This window comes from Streptomyces sp. GMY02, assembly GCF_019056675.1.
Taxonomy (GTDB): domain Bacteria; phylum Actinomycetota; class Actinomycetes; order Streptomycetales; family Streptomycetaceae; genus Streptomyces; species Streptomyces odonnellii.
In genome coordinates this window covers 8,191,568-8,217,053 of record NZ_CP077658.1, presented here as the reverse complement: position 1 = coordinate 8,217,053, position 25,486 = coordinate 8,191,568, and the positions used below count along the sequence as shown (strand labels likewise).

At 71.4% G+C, this 25,486-nt stretch carries 1 protein-coding gene (only partly in view); it reads right to left on the bottom strand.

Going from position 1 to position 25,486, the window contains the following annotated elements:
- Nucleotides 1-25,486: the 5' portion of a type I polyketide synthase gene (locus KQY30_RS34635; RefSeq protein WP_217310445.1), read on the bottom strand. 7,607 nt of this gene lie to the left of the window's left edge; the window shows 25,486 of its 33,093 coding nt (coding positions 1-25,486); its start codon is at nt 25,484-25,486; its stop codon lies beyond the left edge, outside the window.

Sequence of the window (25,486 nt, the reverse complement as noted above, 5' to 3'; positions counted from 1 at the left end):
CGGCGAAGATCTCACCATCACGGCGCCAGGCGGCCCGCAACCCCTGGAACACCGGACCGTACAAGAACCCGATCTCCGCGAACCGCTCGTAGCAGCCCTCGACATCCAGGGCTTCAGCGTTCGCCGGCGGCCATTGCACCGCATCGAACCCAGCAGAGGCTTGCGTGCGGGAGCCGACCGTGTCGGCCGTCAGAATACCGGTGGCGTGCTGGGTCCATGGGACATCCGTGGCGCCTTCGGGGTGGGAGTGAATGGTGACGGTGCGCCGACCGGTGTCATCGGCGACTCCGACCCGTACCTGCGTCTGGATGGCTCCACGCTCCGGCAGGATGAGCGGGGCTGCGAGGGTCAGCTCCTCGACCCGGTCACAGCCCACCTCGTCACCGGCCCGGAAGGCCAGTTCGAGCAGGGCGGTTCCGGGCAGCAGGATCCGCCCCATGACGGTGTGGTCGACGAGCCAGGGGTGGGTACCGACCGAGAGCCGACCGGTGAACAACATCCCTTCGCCCTCGGCCAGTTCGACGGCGGCGCCCAGCAGCGGATGCCCGGCGGCGCCGAGTCCGGCCGCGCGCACATCACCCGTACCGACGCCACCGCCGGGCTGACCGGCCGGCCAGAACCACTGGTGCTGGAAGGCGTACGTCGGCAGATCCACGCGCTGAGCACCTGTTCCGGCGAAGAACCGGGCCCAGTCGATCGACACACCGTGCGCATGCATCTGTGCCAGCGCGGTGAGGGCGGTCAGCTCCTCCGGCCTGCCCTTGCGCAGAACCGGTACGGTGACCGCTCCGCCCGGCACGGACTCCTGGGCCATGGCGGAGAGCACCCCGTCCGGGCCCAACTCCACGAACTTCGTTACGCCTTGGTTGGCGAGGGTGCCGATGCCGTCGGCGAAGCGGACAGCTTCGCGGACATGCCGTACCCAGTACTCGGGCGAGCACAGCTCCTCGGCCGATGCGAGAGCACCGCTCACATTCGAGATCACCGGGATGGACGGAGCCTGGAAGACCAAGCCCTCCGCCACCGCCCGGAAGTCATCCAGCATCGGATCCATCAGCGGCGAGTGGAAGGCGTGCGAGACCCGCAGCCGACTGGTCTTGCGGCCCAGCGCCTCCAGCTCCCCCGCGACCTGTCGTACAACATCCTCGTCACCGGAGATCACGACCGAAGTCGGACCGTTGACGGCTGCGATCGAGACCTGGCCGGAGAGATACGGGGTGACCTCGTCCTCCGTTGCCTGGACGGCGACCATCGCACCACCGGCCGGCAGCGCCTGCATCAGCGAACCCCGTGCCACCACCAGCCGGCACGCGTCCTCCACCGAGAACACACCCGCCACATGAGCCGCCGCGATCTCACCGATCGAATGCCCGGCAACGAAATCGGGCCGCACACCCCACGACTCCACCAACCGGAACAACGCCACCTCAACCGCAAACAACGCGGGCTGAGTAAAGCCAGTCTCATTCAGCCGGTCCGCGTCCTCACCCCAGACGACATCCCGCAGCGAACCACCCAACTCCCCGTCCAGGAGGGCGAGTACGGAGTCCAGCGCATCGGCGAAGGCAGGGAACCGCCCGTGCAACTCCCGGCCCATCCCAAGCCGCTGCGAACCCTGACCCGAGAACAGCACCGCCGACTTACCGCCGACCACCGCACCCGACACCGCCAGCGGATCCGGCTCACCAGACGCCAGCGCCGACAACGCCCGTACCGCCTCCGACCCATCCCCCGCCAGCACCACCGCACGGTGATCGAACACCGACCGGCCCGTCGCCAACGAGAAACCAAGATCCAGCGACCGAGACCCGGTCCCCTCCACCAGAGCCAGCAGCCGCACCGCCTGATCCCGCAGCGCATCCGGCGACTTGCCCGACAGCACCCACGGCACCACGCCCGCATCAACCGGTTCCTCGGAAGAGGTCACCGGCTCAGCCACAGCCGTCGGCTGCTCCAGGATGATGTGCGCGTTCGTACCACTGATCCCGAACGACGACACACCGGCTCGCCGTGCACGTCCCGCCTCCGGCCAGGCGGTCTGCTCGGTGAGCAGTTCGACCGCCCCTTCCGACCAATCCACATGCGACGAAGGAGCGTCAACGTGGAGCGTCTGCGGCAGCACGCCGTGGCGCATCGCCAGCACCATCTTGATCACACCGGCCACACCCGCGGCGGCCTGTGTGTGCCCGATGTTGGACTTCAGCGACCCCAGCCACAGCGGACGCTCCGGATCCCGGTCCCGCCCGTACGTGGCAAGCAGCGCCTGCGCCTCGATCGGGTCACCCAGCGTCGTACCCGTACCATGCGCCTCCACCACATCGACGTCATCGGCCGACAACCCGCCACTGGCCAGCGCCTGCCGGATCACCCGCTGCTGCGAAGGACCATTCGGCGCCGTCAGACCATTCGACGCACCATCCTGATTCACCGCACTGCCCCGCACCACAGCCAGCACCTCATGCCCATTGCGCCGAGCATCCGAAAGACGCTCCAGCACCAGCATGCCCACACCCTCCGACCAGCCCACACCATCAGCCGCATCCGAGAACGCCTTACACCGCCCGTCAGGCGAAAGCCCGCGCTGCCGCGAGAACTCCACAAACGTGCCCGGAGTCGACATCACCGTCACACCACCGGCCAGCGCCAACGAGCACTCACCACTCCGCAGCGCCTGCATCGCCCAGTGCATCGCCACCAACGACGACGAACACGCCGTATCCACCGTCACCGCCGGACCCTCAAGACCCAAGGTGTACGACACCCGGCCCGAGGCGACGCTGCCCGCGCTGCCCTGGCCCTGGAACCCTTCGAACTCCTCGCCGTTGAGCGTCGTCCCGTAGTCGTTGTACATCACACCAGCGAAGACACCGGTCTGACTGTCGCGTAGCGAGAGCGGGTCGATTCCGGCTCGCTCGATCGCCTCCCACGAGGTCTCCAGCAGCAACCGCTGCTGCGAGTCCGTCGCCATCGCCTCCCGCGGGCTCATCCCGAAGAACGCCGGATCGAACTCCCCCGCATCGTGCAGGAACCCACCGCGACGCGTGTACGACGTACCGGTGTGCTCCGGATCCGGATCGTAGAGCGCCTCGACGTCCCAGCCACGGTTCACCGGGAAGTCCGACACCACATCCGCGCCCTCGGACACCACACGCCACAAATCCTCCGGCGACGCCACACCACCCGGGAAGCGGCAGGCCATACCGACCACCACAACCGGATCGTCGCCCATCGGCGGCAGCGCGGACACCGGGATCGCCACCTCGGCCTCGGTGCCGAGCAGTTCATCGAGGAGATGGTCCGCCAGCGCCGACAGTGTCGGGTAGTCGAACACCATCGTGGCGGGCAGCCGCAGGCCGGTCGCGGTGTTGAGCCGGTTGCGCAGTTCCACCGCTGTGAGCGAGTCGAAGCCGAGGTCGCGGAACGCCCGCCCCGAGTCGATGTCGGCGCCGCTGGCATGCCCCAGTACCAGGGCCGCCTGGGCCCGTACGAGGTCCAGCACCACTTCCTTCTGGTCCGCCGTCTCCAGCCGGCCCAGCCGCTGGACCAGGCCGCCGTCCACACCCGGACCCGCCGTCGCCGCACGGCGCGACGGTGTCCGGATCAGCCCGCGCAGGAGCGCCGGTACGGTGCCCAGGGCCCGCAGCACGGGCAGGTCAAGCCGTACGGGTACGACAGCGGCCTCACCGGTCGCGAGCGCCACGTCGAACAGGGCCAGGCCCTGCTCCACCGACAGCAGCGGCATGCCCGCGTCCGCGGCCCGCCGTACATCGCGCTCGTCGAGAGTGCTGGTCATGCCCGCGCCCCGGCCCCAGGGACCCCAGGCGAGTGACAGCCCAGGCAGCCCCTCGGCCTGTCGGCGGGCGGCCAGGGCATCCAGGAAGGCATTGCCCGCCGCGTAGTTGGCCTGCCCCGCGCCACCGAACGTACCGGCGACCGAGGAGAACACCACAAACCCGGCCAGGTCGAGATCCCGGGTCAGCTCATGCAGATGCCAGGCCGCGTCGGCCTTCGGCCGCAGCACCCGCGCCAGCCGCTCCGGCGACAAGGACCCGACCACACCGTCGTCCAGCACACCGGCCGTATGCACGACAGCGGTCAGCGGATGCTCAGCGGGCACCGACTCCAGCAGTCCGGCCAGCGCCTCCCGGTCCGCCACATCACACGCGGCGATCGAGACATCAGCCCCCAACTCCCGGAGCCCGGAAGCCAGTTCCTCAGCGCCCTCGGCTGCCGGGCCACGACGACTGGTCAGCAGCAGATGCCGTACGCCTCGCTCAGCGACGAGGTGGCGTGCCAGCACACCACCGAGACCGCCGGTACCGCCCGTGATCAGTACCGTGCCCTCGGGGTCCCATACCGGGCTGTCCGTGGCGGGCTCGGTCACGGTCATCCGGGTGAGGCGCCCGGCGCGGGTGCCGCCGTCGCGGACGAGCAGTTGTGGCTCCTCAACGCCAAGTGCCCTGGGGAGCAAGGCAACTGAAGATTCGTCGGAGTCCAGGTCGATCAGTCCGAAGCTGCCCGGGTTCTCCGTCTGCGCGGAGCGCACCAGGCCCCAGACAGAGGCCGCGGCCACATCGGCGACCTCCTCGCCACCGCCCGCGACCGCGCCCGTGGTGACGAACACCAGCCGGGAGCCGGCGAACCGGTCCTCGGCGAGCCATTCCCGCACCAGGGCGAGGGTGTCCGTCGTCAACGCATGGACCGAGTCGACGACTTCGGCTCCGTACGCACTGGCCACGCCCACCAGCACAGCGCCCGGCACCGGGGAATCCTCCGCCGCGAGCGAGGCCAGATCGGTGCGCCGGGTGACCTCGGTGCCCGTACGTTCCAGTCCGTCGGCCAGTCCGACGACATCCGGCCCGACCAGCGCGACCGTGCCGGGAAGCGCTTCGGACGGCAACGCGACCGGCACCCAGCCGACCCCGAACAGCGCGTCCTGGACCTGTCCGGCGGCACCGCTCAACTGCTCGCCTGACACAGCCCGTACGAGGAGCGAGTCGACCGAGGCAACGGGTGCACCGGCCGTATCAGCGACAGCGACCGAGAAGGCTTCGTTGCCGGCCGGGGCGATGCGTACGCGCAGCGCCGAAGCGCCGGTGGCGTACAGCGAGACGCCTTCCCAGGAGAACGGCAGGCCGCCGCCTTGTCCGTCCTGGCCCGCGAGGAGGGAGGCATGCAACGCCGCATCGAGCAGGGCGGGATGCAGACCGAACGCACCCGGCTCGGTGCCCTCGGGGAGACTCACCTCGGCGAAGATCTCACCGTCACGGCGCCAGGCGGCCCGCAGCCCCTGGAACACCGGACCGTACGAGAACCCGATCTCCGCGAACCGCTCGTAGCAGCCCTCGACATCCAGGGCTTCGGCGTTCGTCGGCGGCCACACCGTGGCATCGAAACCGGTGGACCCGGTGCGGACACCGGCGGTCAGCAGCACACCCACGGCATGCTGGGTCCACGGCCGCTCGTCGGCTCCGTCCGGGCGGGAATGGACCACCATCGCGCGGCGGCCGGAGTCGTCGGCGACTCCGACCCGTACCTGCACCTGGACCGCGCCCTGCTCGGGCAGGACCAGCGGAGCGGCAAGGGTCAGCTCCTCGACCCGGTCACAACCCACCTCGTCACCCGCCCGGAACGCCAACTCCAGCAGCCCGGTCCCAGGCACCAGCACCCGGCCCATCACCGCATGGTCGGCCAGCCAGGGATGCGACTGGACCGACAGCCGACCGGTGAACAACACCCCTTCGCCCTCGGCCAGTTCGACTGCGGCTCCAAGGAGCGGATGCCCGGCCGGACCAAGGCCCGCGGCCCGCATGTCTCCCGTGCCGCCGCCGAGCGCGCCCACGGGCCAGAACCAGCGGTGCTGGAAGGCGTACGTCGGCAGATCCACCCGGCGGGCACCGGTACCGGCGAACACCGCGGCCCGGTCCAGGGGCATGCCCTGCACATGGAGGGACGCCCAGGCGGTGACGGCGGTCAGTTCCTCCGGCCGGTCCTTGCGGAGGACCGGGACCATGACCGCGTCGTCCCCGGCGGACTCGCGCGCCAGGGCGGAGAGAACTCCGTCGGGCCCGAGCTCCAGATACGTCCGTACGCCCGCGGCCTCCAAGGCCCGGACTCCGTCGGCGAAGCGGACGGCTTCGCGGACATGGCGTACCCAGTATTCGGGCGAGCACAGCTCCTCGGCCGAAGCGAGAGCACCGCTCACATTCGAGATCACCGGAATACGCGGCGCCTCGAAGGCCAGGCGCTCGGCCACCGCCCGGAAGCCGTCCAGCATCGGATCCATCAGGGGCGAGTGGAAGGCGTGCGAGACCCGCAGCCGGCTGGTCTTGCGGCCGAGAGCCTCCAGCGCTGCGGCAGCCTCCACTACCGCGTCCTCAGCGCCGGACAACACCACCGAGGTCGGACCGTTGACCGCGGCGATCGACACCCACTCGGACAGGTACGGAGTGACTTCGTCCTCCGTTGCCTGGACCGCGACCATCGCACCACCGGCCGGCAGCGCCTGCATCAGCGAGCCCCGTGCCACCACCAGCCGGCACGCGTCCGCCAGCGAGAACACCCCGGCCACATGGGCGGCGGCGATCTCACCGATCGAATGACCGGCCACGAAATCGGGCCGCACTCCCCATGACTCCACCAACCGGAACAACGCCACCTCGATAGCGAAGAGCGCCGGCTGAGTGAAACCAGTCTCATTCAGCCGATCCGCGTCCTCACCCCAGATCACCTCCCGCAGCGAACCACCCAACTCCCCGTCCAGCAGGGCCAGTACGGAGTCCAGCGCTTCGGCGAACACCGGGAACCGCCCGTACAACTCCCGGCCCATACCGAGCCGCTGGGAACCCTGACCCGAGAACAACACCGCCGACTTACCACCGACCACCGAACCCGACACCGCCAACGGATCCGGCTCACCGGACACCAGCGCCGACAGAGCCCGTACCGCCTCCGCCCGATCACCCGCCAGCACCACCGCACGCTGATCGAACACCGACCGGCCCGTCGCCAGCGAGAAACCGACATCCACCGGACGCAGCCCGGACGGACGCGACTCGATCAGCGACAGCAGCCGCGCCGCCTGATCCCGCAGCGCCTCCGGCGACTTCCCCGACAGCACCCACGGCACCACCGCAGGCTCAGTCACCGAAACCGCCGAAGCCGCTGAAGCCCCCGAAACCGCCGTGGGATCCGCCCCGCCGACCATCGTCCCCTGGATCACCGTGGGCGGCTGCTCCAGGATCACATGCGCGTTCGTACCGCTGATACCGAAGGACGACACCGCCGCGCGCCGTGACCGGTCGACCTCCGGCCAGGCGGTCTGCTCGGACAGCAGTTCCACCGCGCCTTCCGACCAGTCGACATGCGAGGACGGCACATCGGCATGCAGCGACTGCGGCAGCAGCCCGTGGCGCATCGCCATGACCATCTTGATGACGCCCGCGACACCGGCAGCCGCCTGAGTGTGCCCGATGTTGGACTTCACCGAGCCGAGCAGCAGCGGACGCTCCGGGTCGCGATCACGCCCGTACGTGGCAAGCAGCGCCTGCGCCTCGATCGGGTCACCCAGCGTCGTACCCGTACCATGCGCCTCCACCACATCGACGTCATCCGCCGACAACCCGCCACTGGCCAACGCCTGCCGGATCACCCGCTGCTGCGAAGGACCATTCGGAGCCGTCAGACCATTCGACGCACCGTCCTGATTCACCGCCGACCCACGCACCACCGCCAGCACCTCATGCCCATTGCGCCGGGCATCCGAAAGACGCTCCAGCACCAGCATGCCCACACCCTCTGACCAGCCCACACCATCAGCCGACTCGGAGAACGCCTTGCACCGCCCGTCGGGGGCCAGGCCCCGCTGGCGGGAGAAGTCCACGAACACCGTCGGTGTCGACATGACCGTCACACCGCCGGCCAGCGCCAACGAGCACTCACCACTCCGCAGCGCCTGCATCGCCCAGTGCATCGCCACCAACGACGACGAACACGCCGTATCCACCGTCACCGCCGGGCCCTCAAGACCCAAGGTGTACGACACCCGGCCGGACGCCAGGCTGGTGCTGCCTCCGCCCTGGAAGCCCTCGAACTCGGGGCTGGCCAGGACCGCGGTGTAGTCGCTGTACATCACACCGGCGAACACACCGGTCGCCGTGCCCCGCAGCGAGACCGGGTCAATACCCGCCCGCTCGATGGCCTCCCAGGACGCTTCCAGGAGCAACCGCTGCTGTGAGTCCGTGGCGAGCGCCTCGCGTGGTGACATCCCGAAGAAGTCCGGGTCGAACTCGCCGGCCTGGTGCAGGAATCCGCCTTCGCGGGTGTAGGAGGTGCCCAGGTGGTCGGGGTCCGGGTGGAACAGCCCGTCGACATCCCAGCCGCGGTTGGTCGGGAAGCCCGAGATGGCGTCCCCGCCCTCCGTGACAAGCTGCCACAGATCCTCGGGCGAGGTCACACCGCCCGGATACCGGCAGCTCATCCCGACGACCACGATCGGATCATCGGCCAGCGCAGCCGACCGTACAGCCACGACGGGTGCCGTCAACTCGGCTTCGGAGCCGAGCAGTTCATCGAGAAGGTGATCGACCAGTGTCTGGACGGTCGGGTAGTCGAAGGCCATTGTGGCGGGCAGCCGGAGCCCGGTGACTGTGTTGAGCCGGTTCCGCAGTTCGACGGCCGTCAGGGAGTCGAAGCCCAGCTCGCGGAAGGCGCGCCCCGGATGGACGGCCGCTGCGTCGGCGTGGCCCAGGACGAGGGCGACCTGCCCGCGTACCAGATCCAGCAGCACCTCTTGACGCTCGACGGCGGTGAGACCGGTCAGGCGTTCCACCAGTCCTGTCGCCGCGGCCGATCCGGCCACCGCCGCGCGCCGGGAGCGGGTGCGGATCAACGCCCGTAGCAGCGGCGGGACTTCGCCCTGTGCGCGGAGTGCCGGCAGGTCCAGTCGTACCGGCGCCAGTACGGCGTCCCCGGTGGCCAGTGCCGCTTCGAACAGCGCGAGGCCCTGGGCCACCGGCAGCGGCGGCACGCCCGAGCGCGCCATCCGGTCGGTGTCGGCGTCCGTCAGTGTGCCGGTCATACCGCCGGACTGGTCCCACGGGCCCCAGGCCAGCGAGACGCCCGGCAGCCCCTCGGCCCGACGGCGTTCGACGAGCGCGTCCAGGAAGGCGTTGCCTGCCGCGTAGTTGCCCTGACCCGGGCTGCCGAACATGGCCGCCGCCGAGGAGAAGACGACAAACGCGGTGAGGTCGAGTTCGCGGGTCAGTTCGTGCAGATGCCAGGCCGCGTCGACCTTGGGCCGCAGCACATGGTCGAGCCGTTCCGGGGTGAGCGAGCCGACCAGACCGTCGTCCAGGACACCCGCGGCGTGTACGACGGCCGAGATACGGTGCCGGTCGAGCAGTTCCGCGAGTGCGTCGCGGTCCGTCACATCGCAGGCTTCCGCGGTGGCGTCGACGCCTTGCGATTCCAGCTCGGCGACGAGTTCCGGGGCGCCCTCGGCGGCCGGACCCCGCCTGCTGACCAGCAGGAGCCGTCGTACGTTGTGTTCTGCCACCAGGTGACGTGCCAGCAGGGCGCCCAGACCGCCCGTACCACCCGTGATCAGTACGCTGCCGCCGTCGGTGTCCCAGACGGGGCGTGCGTCGTGCTCGGCGGTCGGCCTGCGCACCAGCCGTCCGGCACGGACCTCGCCGCCTCGTACGAGCAGTTGTGGTTCGTCCAGGTCCAGTGCCCACAGTGGTAGATCCGCCGCCGCCTCATGGTGTGCGAGGCCGGGAACGACAGCGGAGTCGACGCCGGGGCCGACGCCAGGAACGACGCCGGGGTCGAGGTCGATCAGGCCGAAGCAGCCGGGGTTCTCGGACTGCGCGGACCGTACGAGGCCCCTGGCCGTGGCCGCCGCCGGATCGTGCCCGCCCACGGCGCCGCGTGTGACGAAGACAAAACGGGAGCCGGTGAAGCGTTCCTCGGTCAGGCGCTCCTGGATCCGCGCCAGGACCTGGTGGGTGAGGGCGTGCGCGGAGTCGGCGGTGTCGGTGTCGGGCGTTCCCGCCACCGGGATCAGCACCACATCGGCGGCCGTGTCGTGCGGAGAGTCGGCCAGCACCTCGGCCGACGCGCCGGCCAGGACATCGGCCAGGGCACCGGCCAGCCCCAGGGTGTCCGGGCCGGTCACCGCCACCGTACGGCCGGATCCCGCAACCGTCCCGGACGACGGAGCCGCGACCGGTGTCCAGTCCAGCCGGAACAGCGCGTCCCGTGTCAGGGCCGCGGAGTCGTCGAGGGTGTCGGTGGACAGCGCCCGCATCGCCAGCGAATCCACGGACGCGACCGGCGCCCCCGTGGTGTCGGCGACGGCGATGGACACCGCTCCATCGCCGGTACGGGACAGCCTGACCCGTACGGCGGACGCCCCCGAAGCCCGCAGGGACACACCGCTCCAGGAGAAGGGGATGCGGCCGCCGCCCTGCCGCTCCGCCCCTTCGGCGGGCGCGTCGATGAACCAGGCCGCGTGGAGGCCCGCGTCCAGCAGCGCGGGGTGCAGTCCGAACGCGTCGGCGTCCGCCATGTCACCTTCGGGCAGGCGCAGTTCGGCGAAGACTTCGCCGTCGAGCCGCCAGGCGGCGCGCAGGCCTTGGAAGACCGGACCGTACGCGAAACCGTGCTCGGCGCGGGCTTCGTAGAAGCCGTCCAGATCGACGGGTTCGGCGCCCGTCGGCGGCCAGACCGTGGCGTCGAAGTCGGTGGCGGCGGTGTGCGGGTCGGCGGCCAGTACGCCCGTGGCGTGCTGGGTCCACGGTTCCTCGGCCGCGTCTTCGGGCCGCGAGTGGATGGTGACCGTACGCCGGCCGCGCTCGTCGGCGACACCGACACGTACCTGTGTCTGTGTGGCGCCGCGCTCGGGCAGGACCAGCGGGGCAGCGAGGGTCAGCTCTTCGACACGGTCGCTGCCGACCTCGTCACCGGCGCGGATCGCCAGTTCCAGCAGGGCGGTTCCGGGCAGCAGGATCCTGCCCATGACCGCGTGGTCGGCCAGCCAGGGGTGCGATCGTACGGAGAGGCGGCCGGTGAACAACACGCCTTCGTCCTCAGCCAGTTCGACCACGCCGTTGAGCAGTGGGTGCCCCGCGGACACCAGGCCGACCGCAGCCGCGTCGGCGGTGCCGCGCGCTCCGTCCGGCCAGAAGGGCTGGTGCTCGAAGGCGTAGGTGGGCAGCTCCACGCGGGAGGCGCCGGTCCCGGCGAAGTACCGGTGCCAGTCGACGGCGGTACCGCTCACATGGAGCTGAGCGAGTGCCGTGACCGCCGACAGTTCCTCGGGACGGTTCTTACGAAGCAGCGGCACCGTGATCGCACCGTCGGGCAACGACTCACGGGCCATCGCGGAGAGGACTCCGTCGGGGCCCAACTCCAGCAGTACGGTGACGCCTTGGCCGGTGAGGGTACGGACGCCGTCCGCGAACCGGACCGCTTCGCGGACGTGCCGTACCCAGTACTCGGGAGAGCACAGCTCATCGGTCGAAGCGAGAGCACCGCTCACATTCGAGATCACCGGGATGGACGGCTCGGTGAAGGCCAGTCCCTCGGCCACCGCCCGGAAGTCGTCCAGCATCGGGTCCATCAGCGGCGAGTGGAAGGCATGCGAGACCCGCAGCCGGCTGGTCTTACGGCCCTGCTGCTCCAGACGTGCCGCGACCTCCCGTACAACGTCCTCGTCACCGGAGATCACCACCGAGGACGGGCCGTTGACGGCCGCGATGGAGACCCGGTCGGACAGGTACGGCGTGACCTCCTCCTCGGTCGCCTGCACCGCGACCATCGCGCCGCCGGCCGGGAGTGCCCGCATCAGCGAGGCCCTCGCCACCACCAGCGCACAGGCGTCCTCCAGCGAGAACACCCCGGCCACATGAGCAGCGGCGATCTCACCGATCGAGTGCCCCGCCACAAAGTCCGGAGCCACGCCCCACGACTCCACCAGCCGGAACAGCGCCACCTCGATCGCGAACAACGCGGGCTGGGTGAACCCCGTGTCGTTCAGCGACTCGGCGTCCTCGCCCCAGATCACTTCCCGCAGCGCGAGCCCCAACTCCTGGTCCAGTACGGCGAGTACGGAGTCCAGTGCCTTCGCGAACACCGGGAACCGCCCGTACAACTCCCGGCCCATGCCCAGCCGCTGCGAACCCTGGCCGGTGAACAGGAACGCCGTCTTCCCGCCGACGACCGGGCCCGACACCGCCAGCGGATCCGGCTCGCCCACCGCGAGCGCCGCCAACGCCCGTACCGTGTCCGTGGGTTCACCGGCCGGCACCACCGCGCGGTGCTCAAAACTCGACCGGCCCGTGGCGAGCGAGAAACCGATGTCCACCGGCCGCAGTCCGGGCCGGGCCTGGAGATACGAGAGGAGCCGGGCGGCCTGGCCGCGCAGCGCCTCGGGCGTCTTGCCCGAGAGGACCCATGGCACCACACCGGGCTCGGCCACCACACCAGGCTGGGCCACCGCGCCGGGCTCGGCCACCGGCGTTTCGGCGCCACCGGCCACCGTGCCCCGGATCACCGTGGGCGGCTGCTCAAGGATGATGTGGGCGTTGGTACCGCTGATCCCGAAGGACGACACACCGGCCCGCCGTACGCGGTCGGCCTCCGGCCACTCGGTCGGCTCGGTGACCAGTTCCACCGCGCCCGCCGACCAGTCGACGTGGGAGGAGGGTTCGGTGACATTGAGTGTGCGCGGGAAGGTGCCGTACCGCATCGCCATGACCATCTTGATCACGCCCGCGGCGCCGGCGGCGGCCTGGGTGTGACCGAGGTTGGACTTCACCGAGCCCAGCAGCAGCGGACGCTCGGGGTCACGGTCCCGCCCGTATGTGGCAAGCAGGGCCTGCGCCTCGATCGGGTCACCCAGCGTCGTACCCGTACCGTGCGCCTCCACCGCGTCCACATCCACCGACGACAGACCACCGCTGGCCAGCGCCTGCCGGATCACCCGCTGCTGCGAAGGACCATTCGGAGCCGTCAGACCATTGGAAGCGCCATCCTGGTTCACCGCACTGCCACGCACCACCGCCAGAATCTCGTGGCCGTTGCGACGCGCGTCCGACATGCGTTCCAGGAGGAGCATGCCGATGCCCTCGGACCAGCCGACGCCGTCGGCCGACTCGGAGAAGGGCTTCGAACGGCCGTCGGGCGCGAGACCGCGCTGCCGCGAGAACTCCACAAAGGTGTCCGGGACGGACATCACGGTGACACCGCCGGCCAGCGCCAGCGAGCATTCACCGCTCCGCAGCGCTTGGGCCGCGAGATGCATCGCGACGAGCGACGACGAACACGCCGTGTCCACCGTCATCGCGGGGCCTTCAAAGCCGAAGGTGTACGAGACACGGCCCGAGGCCACACTCAGTGCGCTGCCCTGGCCCTGGAACCCTTCGAACTCCTTGCCGTTCAAGGTGGTGTTGTAGCCGCTGTACATCACACCGGCGAAGACACCGGTCTGGCTGTCGCGCAGGGACAGCGGGTCGATTCCGGCTCGCTCGATGGCCTCCCACGACGTCTCCAGCAACAACCGCTGCTGCGAGTCCGTCGCCATCGCCTCCCGCGGACTCATCCCGAAGAACGCCGGATCGAACTCCCCCGCGTCATGCAGGAATCCACCCCGGTTCGTGTACGACGTACCGGTGTGCTCCGGGTCCGGATCGTAGAGCGCCTCCACGTCCCAGCCACGGTTCACCGGGAAGTCCGACACCACATCCGCACCCTCGGACACCACGCGCCACAGATCCTCCGGCGAACCGATGCCACCGGGGAAGCGGCAGGCCATACCGACCACCACAACCGGGTCGTCGTCGAGCAGGGCCGGGGAGAGTTCGGGGGCGGCCGCAGCCAAGTCGGCGTCCGGGCCGAGGAGTTCTTCGAGGAGGTGATCGGCCAGGGCCACGACCGTCGGATAGTCGAAGACCATGGTGGCCGGCAGCCGCAGCCCGGTCGCGGTGTTGAGCCGGTTGCGCAGTTCCACCGCTGTGAGCGAGTCGAAGCCCAGATCGCGGAAGGCGCGCGCCGGGTCGACCCCGTCGCCGCTCGCGTGGCCCAGCACCATCGCCGCCTGGTCGCGCACCAGAGTGAGCAGTGCGGTGTGCCGTTCGGCTCGTTCCAGCCGGCTGAGGCGCTCGGCCAGAGCGCCGTCCGCGCCCGCTCCGGCCGCTCCGGTGCCGGTGGCCACGGTCCGCCGGGTGCCCGTACGGACCAGCCCGCGCAGGACCTCGGGTACGGAGCCCTTGGCCCGCAGGACGGGCAGGTCGAGCCGTACGGGTACGACAGCGGCCTCGCCGGTCGCGAGCGCCGCGTCGAACAGGGCGAGCCCCTGCTCCACCGACAGCAGCGGCATGCCCGACTCGGCGGCCCTGCGTACATCGCGCTCGTCGAGACCACTCGTCATGCCCGCGCCCTGGCCCCAGGGCCCCCAGGCCAGCGAGAGACCGGGCAGGCCCTCGGCCTGTCGGCGGGCGGCCAGGGCATCCAAGAAGGCGTTGCCCGCCGCGTAGTTGGCCTGCCCGGGCCCGCCGAACGTACCGGCGACCGACGAGAACACCACAAACCCGGCCAGGTCGAGATCCCGGGTCAGTTCATGAAGGTGCCAGGCGGCGTCGGCCTTGGGACGGAGTACGGAGGCGAGCCGCTCGGGCGTCAGAGAACCGATCACACCGTCGTCCAGCACACCGGCCGTATGCACCACGGCCGTCAGCGGATGCTCAGCGGGCACCGACGCCAACAGTCCGGCCAGCGCTTCCCGGTCTGCCACATCACACGCGGCGATCGAGACATCAGCCCCCAACTCCCGCAGCCCGGAGGCCAGTTCCTCAGCACCCTCGGCCGCCGGGCCACGACGGCTGGTCAGCAACAGATGCCGGACACCGCGCTCCCGCACCAGGTGCCGGGCCAGCAGACCGCCCAGGCCACCCGTACCGCCGGTGATCAGGACCGTACCCTCCGGATCCCACACCCGCGGCATGGTCAGCACGATCTTGCCCACATGCCTGGCCATACTCATGAAACGGAACGCGTCCCGCGCCCGGCGTACATCCCACGAGCGCACCGGCAACGGCTCCAGTACGCCCCGGTCGAACAGGCCCATCAGGGAGACAAGCATCCGCTGAATGCCCTCGGGCTCCACCCAGCCGAGGTCGAAGGCCTGGTAGTCCACGCCTTCGGGCAGGCCGGCGGCCTCGCGGATGTCCGTCTTGCCCATCTCCAGGAACCGGCCGCCGGGGCTCATCAGCCGCAGCGACGCGTCGACGAACTCACCGGCCAGCGAGTTCAGAACGACATCGACCCCCTCACCATCGGTGACCCGGGAGAAGGCCGCTTCGAAGTCGGTGGTACGGGACGACGCGATGTGGTCCTCCGCCACACCCAGCCCGCGCAGGACGTCCCACTTGCCCTCGCTCGCCGTCGCGAACACCTCAGCACCCAGATGGTGGGCCAGTTGAACGGCAGCCATACCCACACCACCGGCACCCGCGTGGATCAGTACCCGCTCGCCCCGGCTCAAGCCCGCCAGTTCGATGAGGGCGTGATAGGCCGTCAGGAACACCAGCGGCATCGAGGCCGCCGTCTCCCACGACCACTCCTCGGGCAGCGGGGCGAGAAGCCGCGCGTCGCCCACCACCAGTGAGCCGAAACCGCCCGAGACCAGGCCGGTGACCCGGTCGCCGGGGCGCAGTCCGGTCACCTCGGGACCGACCTCGACGACCACGCCGGAGGCCTCGCGCCCCATGCGCCCGGCGTCGCCGGGATACATGTCGAGCGCCTTGAGGACATCGCGGAAGTTCACTCCGGCGGCACGGACCTCGACCCGTACCTCGTGACCGGTCAGCGGATCGAGCACCTCGGGGAAGGGCTCCAGGGCCAGACCGTCCAGACTGCCCTTCTTCCGGCTGTCGAGCCGCCAGGGCACTCCGGCCGGCGGGACCAGTCCCGTACCGGACTCAAGGCGCGCGAGCCGCCCGGCCCGGACCCCTCCGTCGCGGACGGCCACCTGCGCCTCGTCCGTACCGAGCGAGTCCGCGAGCCGGGCGAGGCCGTCGGCCTCGAAGCCCAGGTCGAGCAGACCGAAGCAGCCGGGGTTCTCCGTCTGGGCCGAGCGGACCAGGCCCCAGACCGCCGCGGCGGCCACATCAGTGACCTCCTCGTCGCCGGCCGCCACCGCGCCCCGTGTCACGAACATCAGCCGGGAGCCGGCGAACCGCTCCCCGGACAGCCACTCCTGGACCAGTGCCAGGGCTTCGGCGGTCACGGTGTGGGCCGACTGTGCCGCTCCGGCGTTGTGCGTACCGTCGATGCCGACCAGTACGGTGCCGGGCACCGGGGACTCGTCCGCCGCCAGCGACGCCAGATCGGCGTACGCCTCGACCGCGATGCCCGTGCCGTCCAGGCCTCCGGCCAGCCCGATGACATCGGGGCCGACCAGTGCGAGCCGGTCCACCCCGGGCCGGGCGGCCTCGGGAACCGGTACCCACTCCAGCGCGAACAGCGCGTCGCGTGCCGACTCGGCGGCGCCGCTGAGCTGTTCGCCGGACACGGCCCGTACGAGGAGCGCGTCGACCGAGGCGACGGGCGCACCGGTCGTGTCGGCGACGGCGATCGATACGGCGTCCTTGCCGTCGGCGGGGGCGATCCGTACGCGCAGGGCCGCGGCGCCGGTCGCGTGGAGCGAGACGCCTTCCCAGGAGAAGGGCAGGCCGCCGCCTTGTCCGTCCTGCGCCGCGAGGAGGGAGGCGTGCAACGCGGAGTCGAGCAGGGCGGGGTGCAGACCGAACGCGTCGGGCTCGGTGCCCTCGGGAAGGCTCACCTCGGCGAAGATCTCACCATCACGGCGCCAGGCGGCCCGCAGCCCCTGGAACACCGGACCGTACGAGAACCCGATCTCCGCGAACCGCTCGTAGCAGCCCTCAACCGTCAGTGATTCGGCGCCTGTTGGCGGCCACTGGGTGGCGTCGAAACCGGTGGCGGGCTCCTGGGTGCCCAGAGTCAGCACACCTGTCGCATGCTGGGTCCAGGGCCGTTCGTCGGCTCCGTCGGGGCGGGAATGGACCACCATCGCGCGGCGGCCGGTGTCGTCGGCGACTCCGACCCGTACCTGCACCTGGACCGCGCCCTGCTCGGGCAGGACCAGCGGGGCGGCAAGGGTCAGCTCCTCGACCCGGTCACAACCCACCTCGTCACCCGCCCGGAACGCCAGCTCCAGCAGCCCGGTCCCGGGCAGCAGCACCCGGCCCATGACGGTGTGGTCGACGAGCCAGGGGTGGGTACCGACCGAGAGCCGACCGGTGAACAACACCCCTTCGTCCTCGGCCAGTTCGACGGCGGCACCCAGCAGCGGATGCCCGGCGAAGCCGAGTCCGGCCGCGCGCATGTCGCCCATGCCACCGAGCTGCCCTGACGGCCAGAACCAGCGGTGCTGGAAGGCGTACGTCGGCAGATCCACCCGCCGGGCGCCCGTGCCCTGGAAGAAGGCCGGCCATTCAATACCCGTGCCGCGCACATGGAGTTGGGCGAGGGCCGTGAGGGCCGCGTTCTCCTCCGGGCGGTCCTTGCGCAGTACCGGAATGGTCATCGAGCCGTCCGGCGCCGACTCCTGCGCCATCGCCGACAGCACACCGTCGGGGCCCAGCTCCAGGAACGTCCGTACGCCCCGCTCCCCCAGCGCCCGTACGCCGTCGGCGAAGCGGACGGCTTCGCGGACATGCCGTACCCAGTACTCGGGCGAGCACAGCTCCTCGGCCGATGCGAGAGCACCGCTCACATTCGAGATCACCGGAATACGCGGCGCCTCGAAGGCCAGGCCCTCGGCCACCGCCCGGAAGTCGTCCAGCATCGGATCCATCAGGGGCGAGTGGAAGGCGTGCGAGACCCGCAGCCGGCTGGTCTTGCGGCCCAGTGCCTCCAGCGCTGCCGCAGCCTCCACGACCGCGCTCTCGGCGCCGGACAACACCACCGAGGACGGGCCGTTGACAGCCGCGATCGAGACCTGGTCGGACAGGTACGGAGTGACCTCGTCCTCCGTCGCCCGCACCGCCACCATCGCACCACCGGCCGGAAGCCCCTGCATCAGCGAACCCCGCGCCACCACCAACCGGCACGCATCCTCCAACGAGAACACACCCGCCACATGAGCCGCCGCGATCTCACCAATCGAATGCCCGGCAACGAAATCGGGCCGCACACCCCACGACTCCACCAGCCGGAACAGCGCCACCTCCACCGCGAACAACGCGGGCTGAGTAAAGCCCGTATCGTTCAGCAGCTCGGCATCGTCACCCCAGATGACATCCCGCAGCGAACCACCCAACTCCCCGTCCAGCAGGACGAGTACGGAGTCCAGTGCATCGGCGAAGACGGGGAACCGCTCGTACAGCTCACGGCCCATGCCCAGCCGCTGCGAACCCTGCCCCGAGAACAGCACCGCCGACTTACCACCGACCACCGCACCCGACACCGCCAGCGGATCCGGCTCACCGGACACCAGCGCGGTCAGGGCGTCCACCGCACCCGTGGATCCACCGCCCGTCAGGATCACCGCGCGGTGGTCGAATGCCGACCGGCCCGTCGCCAACGAGAAGCCGACATCCACCGGACGCAGCCCGGACGGCCGTGACTCGATCAGCGACAGCAGCCGCGCCGCCTGATCCCGCAGCGCCTCCGGCGACTTACCCGACAGCACCCACGGCACCACCGTGGGCTCAGCCACACCGGCCGACGGCTCCGAAGAGATCTGCGGCTCGGCGGTACCGGTCGGCGGCTGCTCCAGGATGATGTGCGCGTTCGTACCGCTGATACCGAACGACGACACCCCCGCCCGTCGCGCGCGGTCGACCTCCGGCCACTGGGTCTGCTCCGTCAGCAGCTCCACCGCGCCCGCCGACCAGTCCACATGCGAGGACGGCACGGTCACATGCAGCGTCCGCGGCAGCACTCCATGCCGCATCGCCAGCACCATCTTGATCACACCGGCCACACCCGCGGCGGCCTGAGTGTGCCCGATGTTCGACTTCACCGACCCCAGCAGCAGCGGACGCTCCGGGGCGCGATCACGCCCGTACGTGGCAAGCAGTGCCTGCGCCTCGATCGGGTCACCCAGCGTCGTACCCGTACCATGCGCCTCCACCACATCGACGTCATCGGCCGACAACCCGCCACTGGCCAACGCCTGCCGGATCACCCGCTGCTGCGAAGGACCATTCGGCGCCGTCAAACCATTCGAGGCGCCGTCCTGGTTGACCGCCGACCCACGCAGTACGGCCAGCACCTGGTGCCCGTTGCGCCGGGCGTCCGAGAGGCGCTCCAGCACCACCACGCCCACGCCCTCCGACCAGCCGACACCGTCGGCCGACTCGGAGAACGCCTTGGAGCGGCCGTCGGGCGCGAGACCGCGCTGCCGCGAGAACTCCACAAAGGTGCTCGGGGTGGACATGACCGTCACACCGCCGGCCAGCGCCAGCGAGCATTCGCCACCGCGCAGCGCCTGCGCGGCGAGGTGCATACCGACCAGGGAGGAGGAGCAGGCGGTGTCGACGGTCACGGCCGGGCCTTCGAGGCCCAGTGTGTACGAGACCCGGCCCGAGGCGATGCTCGGTGCGCTGCCGTTGCCGCGGAAGGCTTCGTACTCCTCGCCCGTGAGCATGGGACCGTAGTCGTTGTACATCACACCGGCGAACACACCGGTGCGGCTGTCGCGCAGGGACAGCGGGTCGATGCCCGCCCGCTCGATCGCCTCCCACGACGTCTCCAGCAGCAACCGCTGCTGCGAGTCCGTCGCCATGGCCTCCCGCGGACTCATCCCGAAGAAGCCGGGGTCGAACTCGCCTGCCGTGTGCAGGAATCCGCCGTCGCGGACATAGGTCCTGCCAGGGCGGTCGGGGTCCGCGTCGTACAGTCCGTCGATGTCCCAGCCCCGGTTGACCGGGAACGGGGTGATGGCGTCCGTGCCCTCGGTGACCAGGCGCCACAGGTCCTCGGGGGAGGTCACACCGCCCGGGTAGCGGCAGGCCATGCCGACGATCACCACGGGGTCGTCGCCCGCCGGGGGCAGGGCGGCGACCGGAGTCACCGCCGTGCCGGTCCCCAAGTCCGTTTCCTCGCCGAGGAGTTCGTCGCGCATATGGTCGGCGAGCGCGCTCGGGGTCGGATGGTCGAAGACCATGGTGGCGGGGAGGCGCAGGCCGGTGACGGTGTTGAGGCCGTTGCGCAGTTCGACGGCCGTGAGGGAGTCGAAGCCGAGGTCCTGGAACTGGCGGGAGGCCTCGACCGCCGCCGGGTCGGTGTGCCCCAGGACACGGGCGACTTGGCCGCGTACGAGATCGAGCAGCAGCTCGCGGCGTTCGGCGGCGTTGAGTCCCGCGAGGCGCTGGGCCAGACCCCCGGCCGTCTCGGAGACGGCGGCCAGGGCGGCGGCGCGGCGGGCAGGTGCTCGTATCAGGCCGCGCAGCAGCGGCGCGATGTCGCCCTTGGCGCGCAGGACCGGGAGGTCGAGCCGTACGGGTGCGAGAGCGGCCTCGCCGGTGGCGAGAGCGGCGTCGAAGAGGGCCATGCCCTGGGTGAGGGAGAGCGGGGGCATGCCGGAGCGTGCGATGCGCTCGACGTCGATGTCGGTGAGTGTGCTGGTCATGCCGACGCTCTGGGTCCACGGTCCCCAGGCGAGGGCCAGTCCGGGCAGTCCCGCCGCCCGCCGGTGCTGGGCCAGGGCGTCGAGGAAGGCGTTGCCCGCCGCGTAGTTGGCCTGTCCGGGGCTGCCGAGGGTGGCGGCGACGGAGGAGAACAGGACGAAGGCGGCGAGGTCCAGTTCGCGGGTCAGCTCGTGCAGATGCCAGGCGGCGTCGGTCTTGGGGCGGAGCACACCGGACAGCCGTTCCGGTGTCAGCGAGCCGATCACACCGTCGTCGACCACGCCCGCGGTGTGGATGACGGCGGTCAGCGGATGGGCGGCGGGGACGGTCGTCAGGAGTTCGGCGAGTGCGCGGCGGTCGGTGACATCGCAGGGGGCGACGGTCACCTCGGCGCCCAGGCCGATCAGTTCGGCGGCCAGGGCGCCGGCTCCCTCGGCGGCGAGGCCGCTGCGGCTGACGAGCAGGAGGTGCCGTACGCCGCGTTCGGTGACGAGGTGCCGGGCGAGGGCGCCGCCGAGGCCGCCGGTGCCGCCGGTGATCAGCACCGTACCGTCGGTGTTCCATTCAGTGCGCTCGGGGGGGCCGGCGGGCGCGGGAACGCGGGTCAGCCGGGCGGCGAGCGGGGTGCCGTCGCGGACCACGAGGTCCGGCTCGTCGGGAGCGGACGCCACAGCGGACGCCACTGCGGAGGCGACGGCGGCCGGCACGGCCTCCGGGGGGAGTGAGGCCGTGCCGGGGTCCAGGTCCAGGAGGCCGAAGCGCCCCGGGTTCTCGGTGCGGGCCGTCCGTACGAGTCCGTGCACGGAGGCGGCGGCCAGGTCCGCGCCGCCGACGGCGCCGCGGGTCACGAAGACCAGGCGGGAGCCGGCGAACCGGTCCTCGTCCAGCCACTGTTGGACATGGCCGAGGACGAGGGCGCCGAGGCTGTGGGTCGCCTCGACGACCGGAGCCGCGGCGGTACGGTCGTCGTCCTCCGGCCCGCCGGAGACGGCCATCAGGACCACGTCGGGCACCGGGCCGTCCGCCGCGGCGAGCGACGCCAGGCCGGGGTGGGCCGTCACGGTCGTGCCACCGGCGCGCAGCGCATCGGCGACACCGAAGGTGTCCGCGCCGACCACGGCCACCGCCCCGCCGGGTCCCACGGGGGCCGCGCCCCTGAGCCGGGTCCACTCCACGCGGAACAGCGAGTCCGGGTGCACGGCGCCGCTGCCGTGCTGCGGTCCGGTGGGGACCGGGCGGGAGACCAGGGAGTCCACGGAGAGGAGCGGGCCGCCGGCCATGTCGTACACCGCGATGGAGACGGTGTCGTCGCCGGCCGGCGCGATCCGGGCGCGGACCGAGGAGGCGCCGGAGGCGGTCAGTGACACGCCTTCCCAGGCGAAGGGCAGTCCGCCTGTGCTGATGGCGCCGAGGTCGGTGTAGGCCGCGGCGTGCTGGGCGGCGTCGAGCAGCGCGGGGTGCAGGCCGAAGGCGCCGGCGTCGGGGCCCGTGCCGTCGGGCAGGGCGACCTCGGCGTACACCTCGTCGCCGCGCCGCCAGGCGGCCCGCAGGCCCTGGAACACCGGGCCGTAGTCGAAGCCGAGCCCGGCGAGCCGCTCGTAGCAGCCGTCCAGGTCGACGGGTTCGGCGCCGGCCGGGGGCCATACGGTCGCGTCGAAATCAGCGGCGGGGGCCCCTGCACCGGGGGCGAGGAAGCCACTGGCGTGCTGTGTCCAGGGCAGGTCGAGGCCGTCCTCGGCACGCGAGTGGATGCCCAGTGGGCGGCGGCCGGCGGCATCGGCGGCGCCGACGCGGACCTGGAGCTGTACGGCGCCGTGCTCGGGCAGGGCCAGCGGCGCGGCGAGGGTGAGTTCGTCGATACGGTCGCAGTCGACCTGGTCCCCGGCGCGGACGGCGAGTTCGACGAAGGCGGTGCCCGGCAGGAGCACCCGGCCGCCGACTCCGTGGTCCGCGAGCCAGGGGTGGGTCTGGACGGACAGTCTGCTGGTGAACAGGGCGCCTTCGCCGTCGGCGAGTTCGACAGCCGCGCCGAGCAGCGGGTGCTCGGCCGAGCCGAGCCCGGCGGCCCGCATGTCGCCGGCCTTGTTGAGGGAGGCGGCGGGCCAGTAGCGCTGCTTCTGGAACGGGTAGGTGGGCAGGTCCACCCGCCGGGCGCCGCAGCCCTCGTACAGGGCGGCCCAGCGTACGGTCGCGCCCCGGACGTGCGCCTGCGCGAGGGCGGTGACGGCGGCGGCTTCCTCGGGGCGGTCCTTGCGGAGCAGCGGTACGGTCAGCGCGCCGTCCGGGAGTGATTCCTGTGCCATGGCGGAGAGCACTCCGTCGGGGCCCAGTTCCAGCAGGGTGGTGACGCCCCGGCCGGAGAGGGTGCGGACGCCGTCGGCGAACCGTACGGGCTCGGCGACATGCCGTACCCAGTAGTCGGCCGAGCACAGCTCCTCGACGGCGGCGATCCGGCCGGTGAGATGGGAGACGACCGGGATCCGGGGTTCGTGGTAGGTGAGGCTCTCGGCCACGGCGCGGAAGTCCGCCAGCATGGGCCGCATCAGCGGGGAGTGGAAGGCGTGCGAGACGCGGAGGCGGCTGGTCCTGCGGCCGAGTTCCGTGAAGTGCGCGGCGATCTCCAGTGCGGCGCTCTCGTCGCCCGCGATCACCGTGGACCGGGGGCCGTTGACCGCGGCGACCGACACCTGTCCGGTGAGGAGCGGGACGATCTCGTCCTCGGTGGCCTGGATCGCGATCATGGCGCCGCCGGCCGGCAGGTCCTGCATCAGTGAGGCGCGCGCGGTCACCAGACGGCAGGCGTCCTCCAGCGAGAACACGCCCGCCACATGGGCCGCGGCGATCTCGCCGATGGAGTGGCCGCCGACGAAGTCGGGGGTGACGCCGAGGGAGGCGACGAGGCGGAAGAGGGCCACCTCGATCGCGAAGAGCGCGGGCTGGGTCCAGCGGGTCCGGTTGAGTTCGGCGGCGTCGGTTCCCCAGATGATGTCGCGCAGCGGGCGCTCCGGCTCCGGCCCGCCGTCCAGCAGGGCCAGTACGGAGTCCAGGGCTTCGGCGAACACCGGGAAACGGGCATGGAGTTCGCGGCCCATGCCGAGGCGCTGGGAGCCCTGGCCGGAGAACAGGACGGCGAGCAGCCCTTCGTCGACGACGCCCCGGGCGGCCTCGGTGACGCCTGCGGCGGCTTCGGCAACGCCGTGCGCCTCCTCGGCGGCCTCGGCGGTGTGCTCGCTTCCCTGAGGGAACAGCACCGCCCGGTGCTCGAACGCCGAGCGTCCCGTGGCGAGGGAGTAGCCCACATCGACGGGCCGTACACCGGGGTTGCGCTCGATGTACGACAGCAGCCGCGCCCGCTGCGCCTCCAGGGCGGCGGCGGTCCGGCCCGAGAGCACCCAGGGAACGACCCCCGGCACCACGGAGCCCGCGTCGTCGGAGGCGCTCTCCGGTTCGTCGTCGGCCGGCGCCTGCTCAAGGATGACGTGTGCGTTCGTACCGCTGACGCCGAAGGACGAGACGGCGGCCCGCCGGGCCCGGCCCGTCTCCGGCCAGGCGAGGGGCTCGCGCAGCAGTTCCACGGAGCCGGCCGTCCAGTCCACGTCGCCGGACGGCTCTGCCGCGTGCAGGGTGCGCGGCATCAGCCCGTGCCGCATCGCCATGATCATCTTGATTACGCCGGCGGCGCCGGAAGCGGCCTGCGTGTGCCCGATGTTCGACTTGAGGGATCCCAGCCGCAGCGGGCGTTCGCGTTCCTGGCCGTAGGTGGCGAGCAGCGCCTGCGCCTCGATGGGGTCGCCGAGGGTCGTGCCCGTACCGTGCGCCTCGACGATGTCGACATCGGCGGGCGTCAGCCGGGCGTTCTCCAGGGCGGCACGGATGACCCGGCGCTGGGAGGGGCCGTGCGGCGCGGACAGGCCGTTGGAGGCGCCGTCCTGGTTGATCGCGCTGCCGCGCATGACCGCCAGCACCGGGTGCCCGGCGCGCCGGGCGTCGGAGAGCCGTTCCAGTACGAGGACGGCGGCGCCCTCGCCCCAGCCGGTGCCGTCGGCGGTGTCGGCGAACGACTTGCAGCGCCCGTCGGCGGCCATGCCGCCCTGCGCGGTGAAGGAGACGAAGGGGCCCGGGGTGGCCATCACGGACGCGCCGCCGGCCAGCGCCATGGTGCACTCGCCGTTGCGCAGGGCCTGGGCCGCCCAGTGCAGGGCGACCAGCGAGGAGGAGCAGGCGGTGTCGACCGTGACGGCGGGCCCTTCGGCGCCGAGGGTGTAGGAGAGCCGGCCCGAGATCACGCTGGCGGCGTGCCCGGTCATCGCGTACAGCTCGGTGTCCTCGTCGGACGCCCTGATGACCGTGCCGTAGTCCTGCCCGGCGGTGCCGACGAAGACGCCCGCCCGGCTGCCGCGCAGGGTGCCCGGGTCGATCCCGGCCCGCTCCAGCGCCTCCCAGGCGACCTCCAGCAACAGCCGCTGCTGGGGGTCCATGGCAACGGCCTCGCGCGGTGAGACACCGAAGAAGCCGGGGTCGAACTCCGCCATGTCGTAGAGGAATCCGCCCTGCTGGGCGAGGCTGTGGCCGGGTCCTTCGCCGGCCAGGCGGTCCAGGTCCCAGCCCCGGTCGGTGGGGAAGTCCGCCATGACGTCGCGGCCTTCGGTGACCAGCTCCCACAGGTCCTCGGGGGAGGTCACCCCGCCGGGGTAGCGGCAGCCGATCCCGACGACGGCGATGGGCTCCTCGGCGGCCGCCACCAGCCGCTGGTTCTGCTGACGGAGCCGCTCGATCTCCTTCAGTGACGACCGCAGCGCCTCGACGTACTTGTTGGTGGACGTGCTCAT